Here is a 19640-nt window from a genome sequence, read left to right as displayed (position 1 = left end):
TGAAGAAGTCGCCGTTGCCGCGGCATGAAGTCCTGATTCAGTCTTCCTCGGATGGAGGACGGGCGCGACGATGGGCGAGTGGCAGGAGGCGCTGTTCTGCGAGATTAGCCTGGAGCGTCACGTCCCGGCCGACGCGCGGCGGCCGCTCGAATCCTACGGCGACCCCTTCCAAAAAGGTTCAGAAGGTCTCAACGCTGAGACGAGCGTTTGGACGGGCCAATTAGGATCGGCGCCACCACGCTTTCAGAGCGGAAAGCAGCAGGGACGCCTCTCTCTCTATTTTCTCGAACATCCTCCAGATCCAGCCCTGCGGCTTTGGCACATTTAGTTCCGCGTCGCGACGATCGCGCGCCTGAACTGCCTGAATGACCTCGGGGGCCATCGCTGTTGCCCATTGAACGCGGTTGGCGTTGATCCAGTAATGGGAGCGGCAGGGAAAGCTCCAGTTGCCGACCGACGGTGCCAGAGACACGGTGCCCGCACGTTCTGTAATCCGCCACTTTGCCGGGTTAAGAGGCGTCACGACTTCGCGCTCACACCCGCAGCAACACAGATGTGATGCGGTCGCGTATCGCCGCGAAATGTATAGGACGCCCGGTTCCAGCCGGTCCGGGATGAATTCGACGAATTCCGGCCTGAGGTGCGATGCGCCTGTCATTCGGCACCTTCGTGCACAATCTCCCCGGACCCGATCGAATAGCCGGTGTAAAAGTGACCGCGCGCCTCGCGATAGACCCCGAACAGCTGCTTCCACCGCATGACGGCAAGCGAAGCGTTGAACGAGTTCAACTCGGCGATCTGAATGTTCGTGGCGTACTCGTTGGCCCCGCCGTCATCATCGGCATAGGAGATGTGAGGCGCCGCTTCTTCGCGGGTTGCCGCCGTGCTGGTCGTCAGGCGCACGATGCCGCCGAGCTGCCCGTCATTGAGCAGTACGCCCATGCCGACGTCCACGAACGGGGTGCCGTTAGCCACCAGGCGATGAACGACGGCCCGCTTGACGGGGCCCCGATCGAGGCAGACGAACACAAAGTCCAGCCCGTCTAGCAGCGCGACATTCACCTCGTCCAGGAAAACATCGTGCGCGACGATACCCTTGTGCATGTTCGAGTACAGGGCCGCGAAATAGGAAACTTTCTGCGGCTTGTTCTCAAGGTCTCCGAGCGACGGTGCTCCCGGCGCGCGGAACGCGTTGTGTTGAGAGAAAACATCGCCGTCGATGATCCGGATTTCGGCCACGGCCGTCTTCGCGACAAGGTCCAGAATGTAAGCGCCCGTTCCGCCGAGTCCGGCGATGCCGATGCGCTGACCGGCGATCTTGCCGTTGACCGCCCCGATACCGGCGCGGCTCGTCGCCGTGTCGACATACCTGAAGACGCAAGTATCATCGTCCGCAGGAATGGCCGGATAGGTGCGCGCCCCCACGCTGTTGTCTAGCTTGTGGGCCTCGCCCGCAATGCGCGCGATGTAGCTCGTCATCTTGTGGTGGTAGTCGCGGTAATCCGCCTTCGCTGAAAACGTATGCTCGGCCCGGACGCCGTCGCCAAAATCCTGGGCGACGGAGCTGTTCTGGATGGCAGTGATCTTGCGGCCATCACTGTGACACGGGTGCGCGCCGGTCCAGTAGGCGACATGATCCGTCGGTTTGACGGTCTTGTCGCCGGACAGCTCCAGCCGCGAAATCAGAACACCCAGACGAATGGTTGCCGACGAGTCGACATACGGCACGTCCCTGACGAGCAGGTAGCCGCCCCGTATGTCGAGGTCGTAACCCTCGTTCTGAAGCCGGAGAAGGTCCGGACTAAGAGCGATTGGTCGACGTGACATCGAATTCCATCCCTTCCTTGATCTTGACGGATTGGCCTTCGACCAGCGTGCCCGCGGGCTTGTTGCCGTGGCCGCGCGTGTACTGGACCGTGTACTGGATGCCGTCGCCGGTCGGCGGGTTCTCGAAGGCCAGGGCGATGACCTCTTCAAAGGTCAGAACCTCCTTCTTCGGCAGCGTCTTCGGGCGGCCATTGACGATGATGGTGACGGTTTTCGGCCGTTCTTCGGGGCGCGGAGCATTCATGGGTTAGCCTTTCTGGCGGACAGCCGCCGGTGGGATGCTCGGTTGCAATTGCGATCTAGCAATCAATTTGATATTATGATCTTCAGAGCGAAATTGCAATATCGCAATCGGTTTAATTTTCGCAACGGAGAGAGCATGACCGACCGCTTTGACAGCGACGCCTTCTATGCGGCCCTCAACGCCGCGCGCCTGAGCCGTCAAAAAACCTGGAAGGACGTAGCCGAGGAGGCCGGGGTCAATGCATCCACCCTGTCCAGGATCGGTCAGGGCGCGAAGCCGGACGTCAACGGCCTCGCGGCGCTCCTGTCCTGGTCAAACCTCAAGGCAGAATTGTTCATCCGGGGCGGCGAGCAGCAGGAAGCCGAGCCGATCGCCAAGATTACAGCCCTGCTCCGCGCGGACCCGAAACTATCGTCGAACAATGCCAAATTGATCGAGGAGATCGTAATCAGCACCTACAATAACCTGCGGGATAAATGAGTTGAGCTGGCGACGCGGATTCAAAACGGAAGCTAATCGCATCGCTCTGCGGGTACGCGCGCAGATGGGCTTGCCGCCGGAAGCGCCCATCGATCCGGTGCTGGTCTACGAGCGCTATGAGATTCAGCTTATCAAGCTCAGTGAGCTCGACCGACAGTCGCCGTTCCTCAGAACCGACAGCTCATGTTTCTCCGCCGTGACGGTGCCTTGCGGCCTCAACACGGCGATAGTGCACAACGACTCGCATCATCCCTATCGCCAGCGCAGCAACATCTGCCATGAATTGGCGCACTGTTTTCTAGGCCACGAATGCACTCCGCCGCTGACCCCTGAAGGCGAACGCGCCCGTGACGGCAGCGTTGAAGCCGAAGCCAACTATCTCGCGGGCACGCTGCTGCTGACCAATGAGGGGGCATGGCACGTGATGTGCCGACAGCTTGTGGCCGAAGCGCAGCACCTCTATGGCATCAGCGGCGCGATGCTCAACTACCGTCTGCGCGTAAGCGGCGCGCAAACGCGGTACAGCCGTTCTGGTGCGTATCTGCTCGGCGCGCGCTAGGTTCTGACCGGAATTTCAATGACCGGCCGCAGCGGCTCCAACTGGGTCGCATATTTACGGACAACCTGGTCGTAAAAGTCGGCAATGCCCTTTGCCCGCACCGTAACCGCCAGCGCGTAGGGCAGCTTCTCTGCGGGCGTGAAGTTTCGGCCCTCCAGGCGGGCGTTATAATGAATGTCGAAACAGGGATTTTGCAGGCTCGACCCGCGAAACTTGCGGGTGGCGTGCAGACAGTTTTCCCACTTCCACGCGTCCCGCCGGAGCTCCTCCTCATCGCCGCCGGAACGGACACTTGAGAAAAAGCTCTTGGAATCGGCGTGCAGCTGCTCCTCGCTTTTATATTTCCCGTCATGAGGCCGGAACGTGACGTCCAGTCCGGCGCGAGTGTAGTTGCCCGGGTGGTGGGGATCGGTAAGGCACTTGTAGGACAGCGTAGCGGTGATTTCGGCGTTACCGGCAATCCCGCTCTCTGGCAGTGGGATCGGCGCCCGGATGTATTTCGTCGGCGAAATGTCGCCCTGGTAGATGACCCTGATCGTATCGTCATCGCAGACGACAATGTCTTCGAGCGTCTGCGCGACGCGGCCCCAACCTATCTCCCGGTGGGGATGGTCTGACGTTTCGGCCGAATGGATCAACAGCGTGCGCACGGCGAGCAGGCCGATGCCATTGCCAAAATGCGCTCTGATGCCAGCGCCCAAGCGCAATGTGCTGGGTGCTGCGAAGGATGTGCCGCCGGTGGCTTCAAGGGCAAGCTTGCTGCCGCCACCGACCACGAGGAACGGTCTTTGCAGCGATCCGCCGAACTGAACAAGGTCGGGTTTCATCAGGCCGGGGCTTCGTCCCGGTCCGACTGAACTGTAAGGCGCTCTGGCCCATCGCTCGCCCGGTGAATCGGCGGCACCCACAGCCAGCGCATTCACGCAATCAGACGGCACCTGCACGCGGTTCAGGCTCAGCTCTTCATCGCCTTCACCGTTGTTGCCGACCGCGACGGCGGCGAGCGTGTCCGCGCGCGCGAAGCGGTCATCAAGAACAGCGGTCCACGCGTGAACGTCATCGTCTTCGATGGTGAGAGACGGCCCGATGCTCAGATTAACGAAGTCATAGTGTTTTTGGTCCAGCGCGCTCGTTATGCGACCAAGCACTTCATACAGCTCGTGCAGGTTCTGGCTGGGGTCGCCGTCGAGGACCCGGTAGTGATCGACATTCGAATAGGGCTGCGGAAGCGGCTTCGACGGGTCGATCGAGCCGAACAAAAAGGCCGATGTCACCCCGGTTCCGTGATTGAGGAAATCGCCAACGGCAGGACCGGTCCCGATGATTTCGTAGGGGGATGCCCAGGCCGACAGCGGATGCGACGGCGGCAGGCCACCGTCGAAGATAGCGACGTTTATCGAGGGATCCATAGCGGCGACAGGCGGCAGCTCGACGGCGACGGAAGGAATGCCGGAGGTGCGGAATGCCGGTTGCAGGACACGCAGTTGCGGCATCTGCCGGACGGCGCGGACAATAGAGAACAGGGCAATCGATTCAGCGAGCGCGACCGGGGCCTCCAGTTCGATGAAGCACAGGCCGCCCGCATAGAAGCGGTGGTTCAGGCTGGCGTCGACGCCGAGGCCCTGCAGATAGTTGCTGAATTCCGGAAGCATGGCGCGCTCGCCGTCCATGCCCTCCGCATGAAGCACGACCTCGAAGACGGTATCGCCGCGCGCGGGGATGATCCCCTTGATTTTGTCTGCGACGCTCTGGGCCTCGATCGTCTCTAGCGTCATCAGATCCTTCGCGACCTGCGTTCCCTCCACCAGCCGCCCCATGGACGACTGCCAGTTCGCAAAGGCCTGCTTGGTCCCCATGACGAAGAGTTCGGTAGTTAGGGCTTCTTCCGGCGGTCGCCCTTTGGATCGCTGCGCGGGCGTGATGCGCCGTGGCTTGCTCCCGACAGGAGTTAGACCTGTCTGACGAAGCAGCTCCGACGGAAAATACGATTTAGCGATAAATTCGGGATTCAGCACAACAGCCGCGACGGCCTGACCTTGCGGGCAAGCCTCATCAGGCAGGCTTCTGATCTGCCGAACGGTGTTATCAAGCATGGGAGCCAGACGGCTGCGCGCCTGCTGGAACGTATAGGGCGTGACCTTCGGCCCTCCGCCCGAACGCACGACAACGTCCTGCGTGAGCCGCTCGCCCTTGCCGAGAAGAAAATTCTGTTTAGCCACGGCGCGCGACCCCGTTTATTTGGCTCGGAGGCTTCTTTGCAGTCCGGGCGCGAATGGTTTCCCGCGCCACGCCGGTGACTTCATGGGCCGCGCGCTGCGACAGAACCCCCGCGCTGACAAGCTCCGCCGCAAGCGCGATGCGATCGCTCTTGCTGCCCGACCTGCCGTCGACGAGCCCCACCAGATGATTGTCAAGTGGCTCACCCAATAGCGCAGCTTTGCGGCGCACTGACTTAAGCTCGCGGTCGATATCGCTGAATGATTGTCCTTCGAGCGCGATTGTAAGCACGCGCGCCCAGTTGTCTGCCTGCGCGCACAGTGGAGCGAGCGCGGACATCAGATAGGCACGGATTGCTTCGCGGTCCGGAAGCGGAAACTCCAGCGCGACGTCAAAGCGTCTCCATATCGCTGGGTCCAGCAGGTCCGGGTGATTGGTAGCCGAAACCAGCAGGCCCGACGACGGCCAGTCGTCGACTTCCTGGATAAGCACAGTAACGAGGCGCTTCAGTTCCCCGATTTCTCCGCGGTCGTCGCGACGCTTGGCGATGGCATCAAGCTCGTCCAACAGCAACACGCAGTCCAGCGTCTTCGCATAGTCGAGAACATGCCGCAGGTTGGTGCCCGTGCGGCCCAGAAAGCTGCTCATCACGGCAGCCAAGTCGAGAATTAGAAGAGGCCTGTTGAGTTCGCGCGCAAGCCAGCGCGCGGCAAGCGTCTTGCCCACTCCGGGAGCGCCTGTGAACAGAACAGTCCGGCTGGGTTCAAGGCCGGCCTTCTGAAGACTCTCTATACCTTTGCGTTCGGCCACGAGCGCATCAAGCGCTGCCTGCACAGTGCTGGAATATACCGGCTCGTGGTCCACGACCGGATGCTCTTCTATTCGCAACAGATGGAAGCGGGTATCAAGATCGACGGGAAGCACGGCCTCCGTCTGTCGACGTAATGGCGAGGCGCGCGTCGGCGATTCCCGCAACAGCGAGGCCAAAGCCGTAGCCATGGCAGGCGCGTTATCCCGATAGCCTTTGGCAAAGCGGTGGAGAAGCGTCATCACGTCCTGCGGCCGCCCTGACAGCGCCACTCGCGCCAGATGAACCATGTCTTTTTCGAGCTTGTTTTCTGCCGTTGCCACGCGCCGTCGCCTCCAAATGAGTGGCGTGCAACATACAGAGAAATGGAAGATTCTACAATATTTTCTTCCAGAAATCTTCCATACTTCCTACAAGTCATTGTATTTATTATATTTTTAATGGAAGATAATGAGTGTTGGGAATGGGTCAGTCTCGAGCTCGCTGCCCGGTGGCCAAGCCAAGCTGGACGAAACCGGCGTTGGCAGAGTCCGAAAGACCACCTTTCAGCAGCCAGACGGCTAGGCCATTGGACTGCCCGGAAGCAGACGTTCCAGACGTCGGCTAGGGGCCAGCTCCGGTCCCCTCGCAGTTCGTTATGCAGGCTAGCTACCAGCGCCCCGAGCCATACAAACATCGGGCGCGTAGATGGGGCATCTTGCTGATGTCAGGGTCTATGTGGCTCCCAGCTCGCTATCGCACTTGCGGTGTTGGCTGCCCGGACTGCAAGAAGCAGCCACGCTTACGCCTGGGCTCCAAATGAAGGTGCCCGGTAGGGAGCCGGGCACCTCATTCAATTGCGGAACTTTTTGTAAAATCGAGGAAACGTTGCCTTCGCGTTCACTAGCTCTAATCTGGCGCGACGTCTCCGGTCGTCCTCCTACACGTTTCGCATGTCGAGCAGGTACCGCTCCGCGCCAGTGACAATCTGGGCGCGCCGCGGTGACAGAATGCGCGTGTTGGTGACAAACTTTCTGCAGCTCGAGAAGTGAGCGCCGGGTGGTGCTCATCAGCACCTCATTTCAATCAATCGATTGATTGAAATGAGGTGTGGTGATATGCTCCCGCTATGGCACGCTCATCCATCATCAAGGATGCGGAGGGCACGCGGCTGGCGCTGATCCGGGCCGGGCTCGACCTGTTCGGGCGTAACGGCTTCGACGCGACCTCCACACGCGAGATCGCGCAGGCGGCCGGCGTCAACAGTGCCGGCATCGCCTATCATTTCGGCGGCAAGGACGGGCTCAGGAAGGCCTGCGCCGAGGCGATCATCGCCCGCATGCAGGGCGTGCTGGCAGGTGGCGCGCCGGCCGTCTCGATGGCGCTCGATGTCAGCGATCGCGACGCGGCGGCCGAGCAACTGCTCGCCCTGATCGACCGGGTCGTCGCCTTTCTGACAACGGTGCCGGAGAGCGAGGTCGTCGCCCGCTTCGTCGTGCGCGAGATGCTGACGCCGAGCCAGGCCTTCGAGGCGCTCTATGGCGGGCTGTTCGAGCCCGTGCACCGCCGGGCCTGCCAGGTCTGGGCGGCGGCGACCGGCATGGAGCCGGAGGCGCCGGAGACGAAGCTCGCGGTCTTCGCGGCGATCGGCCAGGTCTTCTATTTCCGCATCGCGCGGCCGGCGGTGACGCGGCGGCTCGACTGGGACGGAATCGGCCCCGACGAGGCGCGCCTGATCGGTGAGACGATCCGGCGTTCGGTTCGCGCCAGCATACTCGCCTGCAGGGGAGAAGCGTCATGATCCTCGGCTTCATCTGCTCCTTCGCCATTGCCGCCTCGCTCGGCATCTGCGCGCCGCCGACGACCCGGATCGTCGGGTATGTCGAGGGCGAGTATGTCCGGCTCGGGCCGATCGATACGGCCCGGATCGAGCGCGTCGCGGTCCGGCGCGGCGAGCGGGTGACGCCGGGCGCGATCGTCGCCGAACTGCAGGCCGACGATGCGCAGAACGCTGTCACCGAGAGCGAGGCACACCTTGTGCAGTTGCGCGCCCAGCTCGCCAACCTGCTCAGCGGCAAGCGCCCGGAGGAGATCGCGGTGATCGAGGCCAATGCGGCTTCGGCCCAGGCCCAGCATCGCGAGGCGGAGCGTGCGCTGGAGCGCCGGCAGGACCTGTTCCGCCGCGGGGTCTCGACCCAGGCCGATCTCGACCAGGCCCAGACGGCGCGCGACGTCGCCGCGGCCAGCGTCCGGCAGAGCGCGGCCAATCTCGCCGTGGCCCGGCTGGCGGCGCGCGACGAGGAGATCAAGGCGGCGCAGAACCAGGTGGCGCAGGCGCAGGCCGCGCTCGATCAGGCAAAATGGCGGCTCTCGCAACGGACATTGACGGCGCCGGCTGCCGGCATCGTCACCGATCTCGTGCGCCATCCCGGGGAGCTCGCCGGCCCGGCCGCGCCGGTGCTGACGATGCTGCCCGACGGGGCGGTCAAGCTGATGCTCTATGTGCCGGAGGCGCTGCTTTCGGGCACGATGGTCGGCAACCGGCTCGATGTGCGCTGCAATGGCTGCCCGCCCGGGCTTGCCGCTACGGTCTCCTATGTCTCGCAGGAGCCGGAGTTCACGCCGCCCGTGATCTACTCCGCCGATACCCGGCAGAAGCTGGTCTATCTCGTCGAGGCGCGGCCCGAGGCCGGCCCGGCCGCCCGGCTGCAGCCCGGCCAGATCGTCGACGTGGTGCTGCAGGGCCGGCGATGAGCGCCGAGGACGTCATCGCCGTGCGCGGCCTGACCAAACGCTTCGGCTCGCGCACCGTTGTCGACAATGTCGACCTGACCGTGCGCCGGGGCGAGATCGTCGGCTTCCTCGGTCCGAACGGCTCGGGCAAGACCACGACGATCCGGCTGATCTGCGGGCTGCTGACGCCTGATGTCGGCGAGGGCACGGTGCTCGGCTTCGACGTCCGCAGCCAGAGTGCGCAGATCAAGCTCCAGGTCGGCTACATGACGCAGAAGTTCTCGTTCTACGAGGACCTGACGATCGAGGAGAACCTGACCTTCGTCGCCCGGCTCTATGGGCTCAAACCCGTCGGCGAGGCCGTCGCCCGCACGCTCGACGGTCTCGGCCTGACCTCGCGCAAGGACCAGCTCGCCGGCACGCTCTCGGGCGGCTGGAAGCAGCGCCTCGCGCTCGCCGCCTGCATCATGCACGAGCCCAAACTGCTGCTGCTCGACGAGCCGACCGCCGGCGTCGATCCCAAGGCGCGGCGCGAGTTCTGGGACGAGATCCACCGCCTCGCCGGCGAGGGCCTGACCGTGCTGGTCTCGACCCACTATATGGACGAGGCCGAGCGCTGCCACCGCATCGGCTACATCGCCTATGGCCGCATGCTGGCGACCGGGACAGTCGAGGAGGTGGTGCGCGGCTCCGGCCTCTCGACCTATGTCGTCCACGGCGCGCTGAAGCCGGCCGAGATCGCGGCGCTCGCGCAGGCGGACGGCGTCGAGCAGGTCGCACCTTTCGGGGCGACCTTGCATGTCGTCGGTACCAACAGGGGCAAGCTGGAAGCGGCGCTGGCGCACCTGAAGGAGCGCCCCGGCCTCAGCATCGAGCCGGGTGCGACCAGCCTGGAGGATGTCTTCATCCAGTTCATGGCCCGGGCGCAGGCGGAGGGGAGGGCGGCATGAGCGCGCTCGCACGTTCCGGCGGGCGGCTCGGCGCCATGCTCGCCAAGGAATTCGTGCAGATGCGGCGCGACCGCATCACCTTTGCGATGATGCTGGTGGTGCCGATCATCCAGCTCCTGCTCTTCGGCTATGCGATCAACAACGATCCCAAAGGGCTGCCGGCCGCCGTGCTGGCGCTGGGGCAGGATCGCTACACCCGCTCGGTCGTCGCGGCGCTGGAGGTCTCCGGCTATTACCGCTTCGTCAGGCGCCCCGAGAGCGCCGCCGAGGCCGAGAGCCTGATGGCGCGCGGGGCGATCTCCTTCCTCGTCACCATTCCCAGCGATTTCGGCATGCGGGTCGAGCGTGGCGACGAGCCGCGCATCCTGGTCGAGGCCGATGCGACCGATCCTTCCGCCTCGAGCAATGCTGTCGGCGCCCTGCAGACCATCGCCGCCCGGGCGCTGACCCGGGCGCTCGGCACCGAGGAGATCGCCCTGCAGCAGAGCGAGAGCGCGCTCTCCTTCGTCGTGCACCGGCGCTACAATCCGGAGGGGATCACCCAGTACAACATCGTGCCCGGCCTGCTCGGGGTCATCCTGCAGATGACCATGGTGATGATGACGGCGATGGCGCTGACCCGCGAGATCGAGCGCGGCACCATGGAGAACCTGCTCGCCATGCCGGCGACGCCTGGCGAGATCATGCTCGGCAAGGTGCTGCCCTATCTCGCCGTCGGCAGCGTCCAGGTCGCGGTCGTGCTGTCGGCGGCGAAGCTGCTCTTCGGCGTGCCCTTCCTCGGCAGCCTCGCCTTGCTGCTCGCCTGCGTGCTGATCTTCGTGCTGGCGCTGGTGCTGCTCGGCTACACGATCTCGACCATGGCGCGCACGCAGCTCCAGGCGATGCAGCTGACCTTCTTCTTCTTCCTGCCGTCGCTGCTCCTGTCCGGCTTCATGTTTCCCTTCGCCGGCATGCCGCTCTGGGCGCAATGGCTCGGCGAGATCTTCCCGCTGACCCATTTCCTGCGCGTCATCAGGGCGATCATGCTGAAGGGAGCCGATCTTGGCGACATCGGCGCGGAGGTCTTCTACCTCTCGGTCTTCGTGCCGCTCTATGCCGGGATCGCGCTGCTGCGCTTCAGGAGCACGCTGGACTGACGAGGGAGCAAGCCTCCGTGTGAAATAGTGGCTTGCAAAAAGATAGTCACTGCGTTAGCGAGCCCGGGCCATGCAGCTCAAGCTCGCTCCGCTCGCCGAATGCCCCTGCGCCCGCGCGGTCGAGACCGTCGGCGAATGGTGGAGCATCCTGATCCTGCGCGATGCCCTGCAGGGGGTGACCCGCTTCGACGAATTCGAGCGCAGCCTCGGCATCGCGCCGAACATGCTGACGCGCCGGCTGAAGCATCTCACCGAGAGCGGGCTGTTCGAGCGGCGGCTTTATAGCGAGCGGCCGAAACGCTACGAATACGTCCTGACCGAGAAGGGGCGGGACTTCTTCCCCGTCGTCGCCGCGCTGATCGGCTACGCCAACCGGCATCTTGCGCCCGAGGGCGCCTCGCTGCTGCTGGCCGAGCGCGGGACCGGGCGCCCGATCACGCCGATCGTCGTCGATGCCACGACCCTGCAACCGGTCACTGCGGAAAGCGCCACCGTCATCGCCGGGCCGCGCGCCAGTAGCGACCTGCGCGAGCGCCTCGCAGCACGCCAGGCCGCCACCCAAGACAGATCGAACTAGGAGCCTGCCATGCGCCGTATCGTCGTCACTGGACTGGGCGTCGTCTCGCCCCTGGGCTGCGGCACCGAGCTCGCCTGGCAGCGCCTGCTCGCCGGCCGCTCGGGCCTGCGCCGCCTGCCCGACGCGGTTGCCGAGACCTTGCCGGCCAAGATCGCCGGCATCGTGCCCGGCAAGGCAGAGGACAATGAGGGCGGCTTCGATCCCGATGTGGCGATCGCGCCGAAGGACCAGCGCAAGATGGACCGGTTCATCCAGTTCGCGCTGGTCGCCGCCAAGGAGGCGCTGGCCCAGGCCGGCTGGCAGCCGCAGGACGAGAGCGCGAGCGCACCGCGACCGTGATCGCCTCGGGCATCGGCGGCTTCCCGGCGATCGCCGAGGCGGTGCGGACCACCGACCAGCGCGGCGTGCGCCGGCTTTCGCCGTTTACGATACCTTCCTTCCTGGTCAATCTCGCCGCCGGCCATGTCTCGATCGACCATGGCTTCAAGGGGCCGATCGGCGCGCCGGTCACGGCCTGCGCCGCCGGTGTGCAGGCGATCGGCGATGCCGCCAGGATGATCCGGGCCGGCGAGGCCGATATCGCGCTCTGCGGCGGCAGCGAGGCCTGCGTCGATCTCGTCGCGCTCGGCGGCTTTGCCGCGGCGCGCGCGCTTTCGACCGGCTTCACCGATGAGCCGGAAAAGGCGTCACGCCCGTTCGACCGCGACCGCGACGGCTTCGTCATGGGCGAGGGGGCCGGGATCCTGGTGATCGAGGCGTTGGAGCATGCGCAAGCGCGCGGCGCGACGATCCTCGCCGAGCTGACCGGCTACGGCACCAGCGCCGATGCCTATCACATCACCTCCGGACCCGAGGATGGTTCGGGCGCACGCCGGGCGATGGAGACGGCGCTGAAGCAGGCGGGGCTGAAGCCCGGCGATGTCGGCCACCTCAACGCGCATTCGACCTCGACGCCGGTCGGCGATCGCGGCGAACTCGCAGCGGTGAAGGCCGTGTTCGGCGAAGAGGGCGGTATCGCGATCAGCGCGACGAAGTCTGCGACTGGTCATCTGCTCGGCGCGGCCGGTGGGCTGGAAGCGGTCTTCACCATTCTTGCTCTGCGCGACCAGATCGCGCCGCCGACGCTCAATCTCGAGAACCCAGACGAGGAAGCGGCCGGGCTCGACCTCGTTGCGAAGGTGGCCCGGCCACTGCCGATGGATCACGCCATCTCGAACGGTTTTGGCTTCGGCGGCGTCAACGCCAGCGTGGTGTTCAGGCGCTGGCGCTGAAGACTTCTCGGGCGCTCAACTCAACGCGCGCAGCAGCAGCTCGTAGTTCCGCAGCCTGAGCGCGGGATCGTCGAGGAAGTCCTGGATCATGAACTCGTTGGCGCCGGTGAGTGCCGCCATGCGACGCAGCCTGCGGGCAACGCGCTCCGGCGTGCCGACGATGAAGGTCGGCCAGTCGGCATCATCGGCCGGCACCATGCCGTCCATGATCGCGACAGCGTCGTCTAGCTCCGGCAGGCGCTCGAGCATGATCCGCTCGGGCTTGCGGCGCTGGCGGAAGACGGCGCGGACCGGCATGGCGAGGCGCTCGGCCTCCTCCTGCGTTTCCCCAATGATGGCGCGCACCGCGATGAAGGCCTGCGGCGCGGCGATGCCGGCGGCATGGCGCGAAGGCCGGAAGGCCGACTGATAGGCGGCATAGGAGTGCGGCGCCTGCTCGGGCTGGTGGAAGGCGCTGCAGGCGAGGCCAAGGCCGAGTTCGGCGGCGCGGCGCGCACTGCCTTCGCTGACCGCGAGGATCCAGGGCAGGGGGCCGGCAGGCTCGTCGCGCATGATGCCGATCGCATGGAAGGGCGAGGTTTCCGGCAGGTCGTTGCCGAGCCAGCCGATCAGCTCCTCGACATTCGCCGCATGGTCGTCGGGGATCTCGGCGTCGCGCAGCCGCTTCAGCGCCCGGTCGGCGAGGGGGCCGGCGGTGGCGCGGCCGATGCCGACATCGATGCGCCCGGGGAAGAGCGCGCCGAGCGTCCGCAGCGCCTCGGCGACCTTGTAGGGGCTGTAATGGTTGAGCAGCACGCCGCCGACACCGATGCGGATCGTCGAGGTCGCGCCGGCGAGCGCGGCGGCGAAGACTTCGGGGGCCGGGTTGGCCTCGAAGGCGACGTCGTGATGCTCGACGATCCAGTAGCGGGCGAAGCCGAGGCGCTCGACCTCCTTCGCCATGGCGATTGCGGTGCGCAGGGCGCCGCCGGAGGTCTGGCCCTTGGGCACGACGAGAGGATCGAGGAGCGAGAGCTTCATGGTTTCGGCCGCCGGCGGGAGGGGTGGGCGTCCGCCGGGTGGCGAACGCCCCGATGGGATCAACGCAGGGTGAAGGCGGAGGGGGCGATCAGCGTCGCCTTGAGGTCGATCGCCTTGGCCTTCGGCAGCATGCCGGCCTCGATCATGAAGGCCTGGTCCTCGGTGAGGTTGGCGACGTCGGCATCGGTCATCGCCGGGGTGAAGTCGTAGAGCGGCAGCTGGGCGCGGGCGTCCTCGATCGAGATCTTCTGCTCCTTGGCGGCGATCGCCAGCGCCTCCTCCGGGTTCTTCGCCATGAAGTCGAGCGCCTTGTGATGGGCGGCGAAATAGGCGGCGACGAGGTCCGGGTGCTTCTCGAGGAAGGCGGCGTTGGCGCCGATCACCGTGGTCGGCTTGATCAGGCCCTCGCCGCTGGTCAAAGCGCGGCCGCCGGCCTTCTCGACCTGGGTGACATTGGCGCCCGCGAGCGTCGCGACGTCGACCTGGCCGGCGAGCAGCGCGGCGCGGGCAGCCGGCAGGTCCATGTTGATGTACTCGACATCGCTGAGCTTCAGGTTCTGCGAGGCGAGGGCGGCGACGAGGAGCTGGTTCAGCACTGTGCCCTTCGGGCCGGCGATCTTCTTGCCCTTGAGGTCGGCGAGCTTGGCCGGGCCGTCGGCGCGGGTCATCAGGAAATAGGCTTTCGGCGAGCGGGCATAGGCGGCAACGACCTTGAGCGGCACGCCGTTCGCGGCAGCGAGGATGGCAGAGGTGCCGCCGAGCACGCTGGCGATGTCGATCTCGCCGGCGGCGATCGCCTGCGTCTGCTGGGCGCCGGAAGTAATCACCGGGTTCTCGACCTTGATGCCCTTCGCCGCGAAGGCCTCGTCGAGGAAGCCTTTCTCGCGCATCACGATCGAGGGCACGTTGAAGGGCGCGGTCACATAGGTGATGCGGACCGTCTTCGGCTGGTCGGCCTTGGGCTTGTCGGTGGTCTGCGCCTGGAGGTGAGCGGCGGGCAGCAGCAGCGCGAGCGCGAGGCCAAGATAGGCGAGGGGCTTCTTCATGGTGGTCTCCTTGGAAAGCGAGTTCAGGCCGCGGCAGGCGTGGGCGTCGTCATCAGCCGAGCGAGGATCGCCCGGCGATGGAGGTTGACGTCGGGGTCGGTCGGATCGCGCGGATAGGGCAGGGCGATCTCCTCGCGGCCGACGATGCGGCCGCCCTGCATCTCCAGCGCCCGCTCGCCGAGCAGCACCGCCTCCTCGACGTCATGGGTGACGAAGACGATGGTCGGGCGCCGCCGCTGCCAGATCGCGACGAGCTCGTTCTGCATGGTCCGGCGGGTGAAGGCGTCGAGCGCGGCGAAGGGCTCGTCGAGCAGGAGCAGGTCGGGCTCCTGCACGAGGGCGCGGGCGATCGCGACACGCTGCGCCATTCCGCCGGAAAGCTGCGCCGGCATCGCGCCGGCGAAGGCCGAGAGGCCGACGAGTTCGATCGCGGCGGCGCAGCGCTCGGCGGCGACGGTGCGCGGGACCCGGCCCCGCAGCCCGAAGCCGACATTGGCGGCAACGTCGAGCCAGGGCATCAGCCTGGCTTCCTGGAAGACGACCGCGATGCGCAGCCTGCCGCCGTCGTTACGGCGGATCTCGCCCTCGCTCGGCCGTTCGAGGCCGGCGAGGATGCGCAGCAGCGTGGTCTTGCCGCAGCCGCTGCGGCCGACCAGCGTCGTGAACGAGCCGGCGGGAAAGGAAAGGTCGATATCGGCGAGGGCCGTGACCTCGCCTGAGCCGACGCGGTAGCGCCGGCCGATGCCGGAAAGCTCAAGCACGGGCCATCTCCAGATCGCCGGAGAGCCAGGGCGCGCTGCGGCGGATGGCGAAGCGCAGCAAATGGTCGGCGAGGAGGCCGAGCACGCCGATGACCAGGATGCCGGCGAGCACGATGTCGGTGCGGGCGAGGTTCTCGGCGTCGACGATCATGTAGCCGAGCCCGGCCGAGGAGGCGATCAGCTCGGCGCCGACGAGCGCGCGCCAGCTATAGCCGAGGCCGATCCGGAGGCCGACGACGATCGCCGGCAGGGCCGAGGGCAGGACGATGCGCAGCATGATCTCCGGCCGCGAGAAGCCGCAGACCGTGCCGACATCGATCAGCTTGCGGTCGACCGAGTCGAAGCCGCCGCGCACGCCGAGGAAGATCGGGAAGAAGCAGGAGAGGATGATGATCCCGACCTTCTGCGTCTCGCCGATGCCGAGCCAGAGCATCAGCAGCGGCATCAGCGCCAGCGGCGGGACCTGGCGCAGGAATTCGAGCAGCGGTTCGAAGAGCGCGCGCAGCCGGCGGCTCAGTACGAAGAGCAAGGCGAGCGGCACGGCGAAGGCGATGGCGAGGAGATAGCCGAGCGCGACGCGCCTCAGGCTGACGAGCGTGTGACGCAGGAGCTCGCCCGAGGCGATCAGCTCGCCCAGCGTTTCCGCGACCGTGCCGGGCCCGGGCAGCAGGAAGGCGCTGACCCAGCCGAGACGGCTGGCCAGCCACCACAAAGCAAGCGTGGCGGCAAAGACGGCGATGGTCGTGAAACGGGGCAATGCTTGCTGGCGCCAAACATGGAGGTGCCTCGCTCAATAAGCCGATGACCGAAATGCGCAAGCGTGCTGCAATGCCGCAGCAATGGTGCGGAATCACTTCAGAATTGTTCTAATTAAATACTTGGCTGAGGCGTTTGGCGCCGTGCGCGCCGCGCCGCACAGTTTACCCCGCTCACAGTGGGATATTGTCGTGTTTGCGCCAGGGTCGCTCGAGGCTCTTGGTGCGGAGCATGGCCAGCGCCCGGGCGATGCGGCGGCGGGTCGAGTGCGGCATGATCACCTCGTCGACATAGCCGCGCTCGGCCGCGACGAACGGGCTCATGAAACGGTCCTCGTATTCCTTTGTCTGGCGCGCGATCGTCTCGGCGTCGCCACCCCGGAAGATGATCTCGACCGCGCCCTTGGCGCCCATCACCGCGATCTGGGCCGAGGGCCAGGCATAGTTGACGTCGGCGCCGATATGCTTCGACGCCATCACGTCATAGGCGCCGCCAAAGGCCTTTCGCGTGATCACCGTGACCAGCGGCACGGTGCATTCCGAATAGGCGAATAGCAGCTTGGCGCCATGCTTGATCAGCCCGCCATATTCCTGCGCCGTGCCCGGCAGGAAGCCCGGCACGTCGACGAAGGTCACGATCGGGACCTCGAAGGCGTCGCAATAGCGCACGAAGCGCGCCGCCTTGCGCGAGGCGTCGGCATCGAGCACCCCGGCGAGCACCATCGGCTGGTTGGCGACGACCCCGACCGTGCGGCCCTCGATCCGCCCGAAGCCGGTGACGATGTTCTTCGCGTAGGCTTCCTGGATCTCGAAGAAATCGCCCTCGTCGAGCGTCTTCAGGATCAGCTCCTTGATGTCGTAGGGCTTGTTCGGATTGTCCGGCACCAGCGTGTCGAGGCTGGTGTCGACCCGGTCCGGCACGTCGAAGGACGGCCATTCCGGCACGCCCGCCGTGTTGTTGGCCGGCAGGAAGTCGATCAGCCGGCGCACCTGCAGCAGCGCCTCGACATCGTTCTCGAAGGAGCCGTCGGCCACCGAGGATTTCGAGGTGTGGACCCGTGCGCCGCCGAGCTCCTCGGCGGTCACGGTCTCGTTGGTGACGGTCTTCACCACCTCCGGGCCGGTGACGAACATGTAGGAGGTGTCGCGGACCATGAAGATGAAGTCGGTCATCGCCGGCGAATAGACGTCGCCGCCGGCGCAGGGGCCCATGATCACCGAGATCTGCGGGATGACGCCCGAAGCCTGGACATTCCGCTTGAAGACCTCGCCATAGCCGCCGAGCGCCGCGACGCCCTCCTGGATGCGGGCGCCGCCGGCATCGAACAGGCCGACGATCGGCGCGCGCATCTTCAGCGCCATGTCCTGGATCTTGACGATCTTCTGGGCATGGGTCTCGGAGAGCGAGCCGCCGAAGACGGTAAAGTCCTTGGAGAAGACGAAGACGGTGCGGCCATTGACCGTGCCCCAGCCGGTGACGACGCCGTCGCCGGGGATCTTCTCGGCCTTGTCCATGCCGAAATCGACGCAGCGATGCTGCACGAACATGTCGAACTCCTCGAAGGAGTCCTTGTCGAGCAGAAGCTCGATCCGCTCGCGCGCCGTCAGCTTGCCGCGCTTGTGCTGCGCCGAAATCCGCCGCTCGCCGCCACCGAGACGGGCGCCCGCGCGGCGCGTTTCGAGCTGTTCGAGCACATCCTTCATGGAGAAACCTCCCGGCGCGATCTCTAAGGGTCTTTCTTCCGGCTTAAGCGGCGATGCAGGCGAAGTCCATCGCGGCGCAAACGGCTTGCGCGCGGCGCCCTCTGCGCCGCCCCGCCGATCACGGGGTGACGCGGGTCGCAGCACCGCCGCCGTCGAGGAGCAAGGCGCGCAGGCTGGCGAGCGCGTCGGCGAGCGCGTCGATCCCGGGGCCGCCGAGGCTGAGCCTGACGCCGCTGGCCGGTGCCTGCGCATCGGCCAGGAAGGCCTCCGGGGCGGGCAGGAGAATGCCCGAGGCGGCGGCGCGTGCCGGCAGCGCCCGGGCGCGGTCCGGCGCCATCGGTAGCCAGAGATGGAAGCCGTTGCCCGATCTGATGGCGATCTCCGGCGGCAGGGTCGCGCGCGCCAGGGCGACGCGGCGGCTGGCCTCGTCGCGGATCGAGCGCGAGACCGAGGCGGCAGTGCCGTCGGCCAGCCAGCGTTCCATGATCAGGCAGGAGAGCAGGGGCGCGGTGGTGCAGGTCGCCGCGAGTTCGGCGAGGGCCGGTTCGAGCCATGCCTCGGGGACGAGCAGGGAGCCGATGCGCAGTCCCGGGCTCAGGACCTTCGACAGGCCGGAGACATGCAGGGTCCGCTCTGGCGCGAGGCTGGCGATCGGGATCGTGCCGGGCTCGGCCAGGGCGGCATGGATGTCGTCCTCGACGATCACCGCGTCATGGGCGCGGCAGAGACGCGCGATCTCGCGGCGCCGGACTTCGCCCATCGTCGCCGTGGTCGGGTTGTGCAGGGTCGGGGTGACATAGAGCACGGCGTGCCGGCCCGCCGCGGCCGCCCGATGCAGGGCCTGTTCGAGCGCCTGCGGCACGAGGCCTTGCTCGTCGATGGCGAGCCCGGCCAGCCGCAAGCCGCGCCGGCGGGCGAGGGCGATGGCGCCGGGATAGCTCAGCGCCTCGGTCAACAATTCGATGTCCGGCCCGCAGGTGATCGCCAGCGCGATGGCGAGCGCATGCTGGGCGCCATTGCAGATCAGCAGGCGCTCCGGCGCGGCAGGCACGCCAGTCTGCGCCAGCCAGCGGGCGAGCAGGGCGCGGTGCTCGAGACGGCCGGCGGGCGCGGCATAGGCGCCAAAACTGTCGGCATCGAGTCGCATCGCGAGATCGCCGAGGCAGGCGGCGAGCAGCCGGTCGCTGAGCGCTTGCGGCGGTACGTTGATGCTGAGGTCGACCATGCGGCTCGCTGCGTGCGTGATGCCGGCGACGAACATGCCGCGGCCGCGGACGCTGCGGACGAGGCCGCGGCGTTCGAGCTGGGCATAGGCCTTGGTCACCGTGCCGAGGCCGATGCGGAGCTGCCAGGCGAGGGGGCGGTGGGCAGGCAGGCGGGAGCCCGGCGGCAGCGAGCCGTCGGCGATGTCACGGGCGAGGGCCTCGACCAGCCGCTCGCCGGGAGAGCCAGCGCCATCGGTCAGCCGGGGCGTCCAGGGTGATGCCAGCAGCATGGCGCCTCGCAATTGTGTCACGATACACTTTTTAGTCTATGCAAAAAGTGTCACCTGAGCAATCTCCGGCTCCGATGT

Annotated in this window: 18 protein-coding genes and 1 pseudogene; 8 read left to right on the top strand and 11 right to left on the bottom strand. The window is 66.1% G+C overall.

Annotated elements, in window-relative coordinates:
- Nucleotides 1–220: 220 nt before the first annotated feature.
- Genes AC1REK_RS05755 through AC1REK_RS05745 form a run of 3 tightly spaced genes read right to left on the bottom strand, consistent with a single transcriptional unit; the run spans nt 221 to nt 2071 of the window.
- The gene (locus tag AC1REK_RS05755) at nt 221–658 is read right to left on the bottom strand and encodes a ubiquitination-like system serine protease family protein (RefSeq protein ID WP_492270364.1); all 438 of its coding nucleotides are present in this window, start codon (nt 656–658) and stop codon (nt 221–223) included.
- Nucleotides 655–1827 (bottom strand): ThiF family adenylyltransferase, encoded by a 1173-nt coding sequence (locus AC1REK_RS05750; RefSeq protein WP_492270365.1) that lies wholly within the window; start codon nt 1825–1827, stop codon nt 655–657. The genes AC1REK_RS05755 and AC1REK_RS05750 overlap by 4 nt, the downstream gene beginning before the upstream one ends.
- On the bottom strand, nt 1802–2071 hold the full coding sequence (locus AC1REK_RS05745; protein ID WP_183191937.1) for a multiubiquitin domain-containing protein: 270 nt from the start codon (nt 2069–2071) through the stop codon (nt 1802–1804). The genes AC1REK_RS05750 and AC1REK_RS05745 overlap by 26 nt, the downstream gene beginning before the upstream one ends.
- Nucleotides 2072–2206: 135 nt before the next feature.
- Here AC1REK_RS05745 and AC1REK_RS05740 point away from each other — a divergent pair, with 135 nt between their 5' ends.
- A complete protein-coding gene (locus AC1REK_RS05740) occupies nt 2207–2551 on the top strand; it encodes a hypothetical protein (RefSeq protein WP_298670820.1) in 345 nt (114 codons plus the stop codon).
- A gap of 1 nt (nt 2552) precedes the next feature.
- The gene (locus AC1REK_RS05735) at nt 2553–3110 is read left to right on the top strand and encodes an ImmA/IrrE family metallo-endopeptidase (RefSeq protein WP_492270366.1); all 558 of its coding nucleotides are present in this window, start codon (nt 2553–2555) and stop codon (nt 3108–3110) included.
- Here the strand turns inward: AC1REK_RS05735 and AC1REK_RS05730 are convergent.
- Together AC1REK_RS05730 and AC1REK_RS05725 are read right to left on the bottom strand one after the other, a co-directional pair.
- Entirely contained in the window at nt 3107–5329 is a 2223-nt protein-coding gene (locus AC1REK_RS05730) for a S8 family peptidase (RefSeq protein ID WP_492270367.1), read from the bottom strand. The two genes, AC1REK_RS05735 and AC1REK_RS05730, sit on opposite strands and share 4 nt — an antisense overlap.
- Nucleotides 5322–6458 carry an AAA family ATPase gene (locus AC1REK_RS05725; protein ID WP_492270368.1) on the bottom strand — a complete coding sequence of 379 codons (1137 nt, stop codon included), beginning with the start codon at nt 6456–6458 and terminating at the stop codon, nt 5322–5324. Before AC1REK_RS05725 ends, AC1REK_RS05730 begins: the two co-directional genes overlap by 8 nt.
- 785 nt (nt 6459–7243) lie before the next feature.
- Between AC1REK_RS05725 and AC1REK_RS05720 the strand changes: the two genes are divergently transcribed.
- From AC1REK_RS05720 to fabF, 6 genes and pseudogenes are all read left to right on the top strand, one after another.
- Nucleotides 7244–7915: a CerR family C-terminal domain-containing protein gene (locus tag AC1REK_RS05720; protein WP_492270369.1), complete on the top strand. Its 672-nt coding sequence runs from the start codon at nt 7244–7246 to the stop codon at nt 7913–7915.
- On the top strand, nt 7912–8868 hold the full coding sequence (locus AC1REK_RS05715) for an HlyD family secretion protein (protein ID WP_492270370.1): 957 nt from the start codon (nt 7912–7914) through the stop codon (nt 8866–8868). The genes AC1REK_RS05720 and AC1REK_RS05715 overlap by 4 nt, the downstream gene beginning before the upstream one ends.
- On the top strand, nt 8865–9797 hold the full coding sequence (locus AC1REK_RS05710) for an ABC transporter ATP-binding protein (RefSeq protein ID WP_492270371.1): 933 nt from the start codon (nt 8865–8867) through the stop codon (nt 9795–9797). The genes AC1REK_RS05715 and AC1REK_RS05710 overlap by 4 nt, the downstream gene beginning before the upstream one ends.
- Nucleotides 9794–10933 (top strand): ABC transporter permease, encoded by a 1140-nt coding sequence (locus AC1REK_RS05705; protein WP_327521650.1) that lies wholly within the window; start codon nt 9794–9796, stop codon nt 10931–10933. Before AC1REK_RS05710 ends, AC1REK_RS05705 begins: the two co-directional genes overlap by 4 nt.
- A gap of 70 nt (nt 10934–11003) precedes the next feature.
- Nucleotides 11004–11510, top strand: a complete 507-nt coding sequence (locus AC1REK_RS05700) for a winged helix-turn-helix transcriptional regulator (RefSeq protein WP_327521651.1) — start codon at nt 11004–11006, stop codon at nt 11508–11510.
- Between the two features lie 9 nt (nt 11511–11519).
- Nucleotides 11520–12781, top strand: a pseudogene (gene fabF, locus AC1REK_RS05695) (beta-ketoacyl-ACP synthase II).
- A gap of 15 nt (nt 12782–12796) precedes the next feature.
- Here the strand turns inward: fabF and AC1REK_RS05690 are convergent.
- The 6 genes from AC1REK_RS05690 to AC1REK_RS05665 form a co-directional block, all read right to left on the bottom strand.
- Nucleotides 12797–13801 carry an MsnO8 family LLM class oxidoreductase gene (locus AC1REK_RS05690; RefSeq protein ID WP_327521653.1) on the bottom strand — a complete coding sequence of 335 codons (1005 nt, stop codon included), beginning with the start codon at nt 13799–13801 and terminating at the stop codon, nt 12797–12799.
- A 59-nt stretch (nt 13802–13860) separates the two neighbouring features.
- Nucleotides 13861–14847: an ABC transporter substrate-binding protein gene (locus tag AC1REK_RS05685; protein WP_492270372.1), complete on the bottom strand. Its 987-nt coding sequence runs from the start codon at nt 14845–14847 to the stop codon at nt 13861–13863.
- A 23-nt stretch (nt 14848–14870) separates the two neighbouring features.
- Nucleotides 14871–15608, bottom strand: a complete 738-nt coding sequence (locus AC1REK_RS05680; RefSeq protein WP_327521655.1) for an ABC transporter ATP-binding protein — start codon at nt 15606–15608, stop codon at nt 14871–14873.
- The gene (locus AC1REK_RS05675) at nt 15601–16365 is read right to left on the bottom strand and encodes an ABC transporter permease (protein WP_492270373.1); all 765 of its coding nucleotides are present in this window, start codon (nt 16363–16365) and stop codon (nt 15601–15603) included. Before AC1REK_RS05675 ends, AC1REK_RS05680 begins: the two co-directional genes overlap by 8 nt.
- Before the next feature lie 172 nt (nt 16366–16537).
- Nucleotides 16538–18067 (bottom strand): acyl-CoA carboxylase subunit beta, encoded by a 1530-nt coding sequence (locus tag AC1REK_RS05670; protein WP_492273784.1) that lies wholly within the window; start codon nt 18065–18067, stop codon nt 16538–16540.
- A gap of 118 nt (nt 18068–18185) precedes the next feature.
- Nucleotides 18186–19562 carry an aminotransferase-like domain-containing protein gene (locus tag AC1REK_RS05665; protein WP_492270375.1) on the bottom strand — a complete coding sequence of 459 codons (1377 nt, stop codon included), beginning with the start codon at nt 19560–19562 and terminating at the stop codon, nt 18186–18188.
- Nucleotides 19563–19640: the final 78 nt, after the last annotated feature.

The sequence above is a fragment of the Allobosea sp. GW823-FHT02B03 genome (genome assembly GCF_058797755.1).
This window is presented reverse-complemented; position numbering and strand designations above follow the sequence as displayed.

Coding starts and splice junctions, on each gene's coding strand:
- AC1REK_RS05750 (WP_492270365.1), bottom strand. CDS start 1,827: ATGTCACGTCGACCAATCGCTCTTAGTCCGGACCTTCTCCGGCTTCAG.
- AC1REK_RS05740 (WP_298670820.1), top strand. CDS start 2,207: ATGACCGACCGCTTTGACAGCGACGCCTTCTATGCGGCCCTCAACGCC.
- AC1REK_RS05685 (WP_492270372.1), bottom strand. CDS start 14,847: ATGAAGAAGCCCCTCGCCTATCTTGGCCTCGCGCTCGCGCTGCTGCTG.
- AC1REK_RS05715 (WP_492270370.1), top strand. CDS start 7,912: ATGATCCTCGGCTTCATCTGCTCCTTCGCCATTGCCGCCTCGCTCGGC.
- AC1REK_RS05690 (WP_327521653.1), bottom strand. CDS start 13,801: ATGAAGCTCTCGCTCCTCGATCCTCTCGTCGTGCCCAAGGGCCAGACC.
- AC1REK_RS05670 (WP_492273784.1), bottom strand. CDS start 18,067: ATGAAGGATGTGCTCGAACAGCTCGAAACGCGCCGCGCGGGCGCCCGT.
- AC1REK_RS05755 (WP_492270364.1), bottom strand. CDS start 658: ATGACAGGCGCATCGCACCTCAGGCCGGAATTCGTCGAATTCATCCCG.
- AC1REK_RS05700 (WP_327521651.1), top strand. CDS start 11,004: ATGCAGCTCAAGCTCGCTCCGCTCGCCGAATGCCCCTGCGCCCGCGCG.
- AC1REK_RS05720 (WP_492270369.1), top strand. CDS start 7,244: ATGGCACGCTCATCCATCATCAAGGATGCGGAGGGCACGCGGCTGGCG.
- AC1REK_RS05710 (WP_492270371.1), top strand. CDS start 8,865: ATGAGCGCCGAGGACGTCATCGCCGTGCGCGGCCTGACCAAACGCTTC.
- AC1REK_RS05745 (WP_183191937.1), bottom strand. CDS start 2,071: ATGAATGCTCCGCGCCCCGAAGAACGGCCGAAAACCGTCACCATCATC.
- AC1REK_RS05705 (WP_327521650.1), top strand. CDS start 9,794: ATGAGCGCGCTCGCACGTTCCGGCGGGCGGCTCGGCGCCATGCTCGCC.
- AC1REK_RS05665 (WP_492270375.1), bottom strand. CDS start 19,562: ATGCTGCTGGCATCACCCTGGACGCCCCGGCTGACCGATGGCGCTGGC.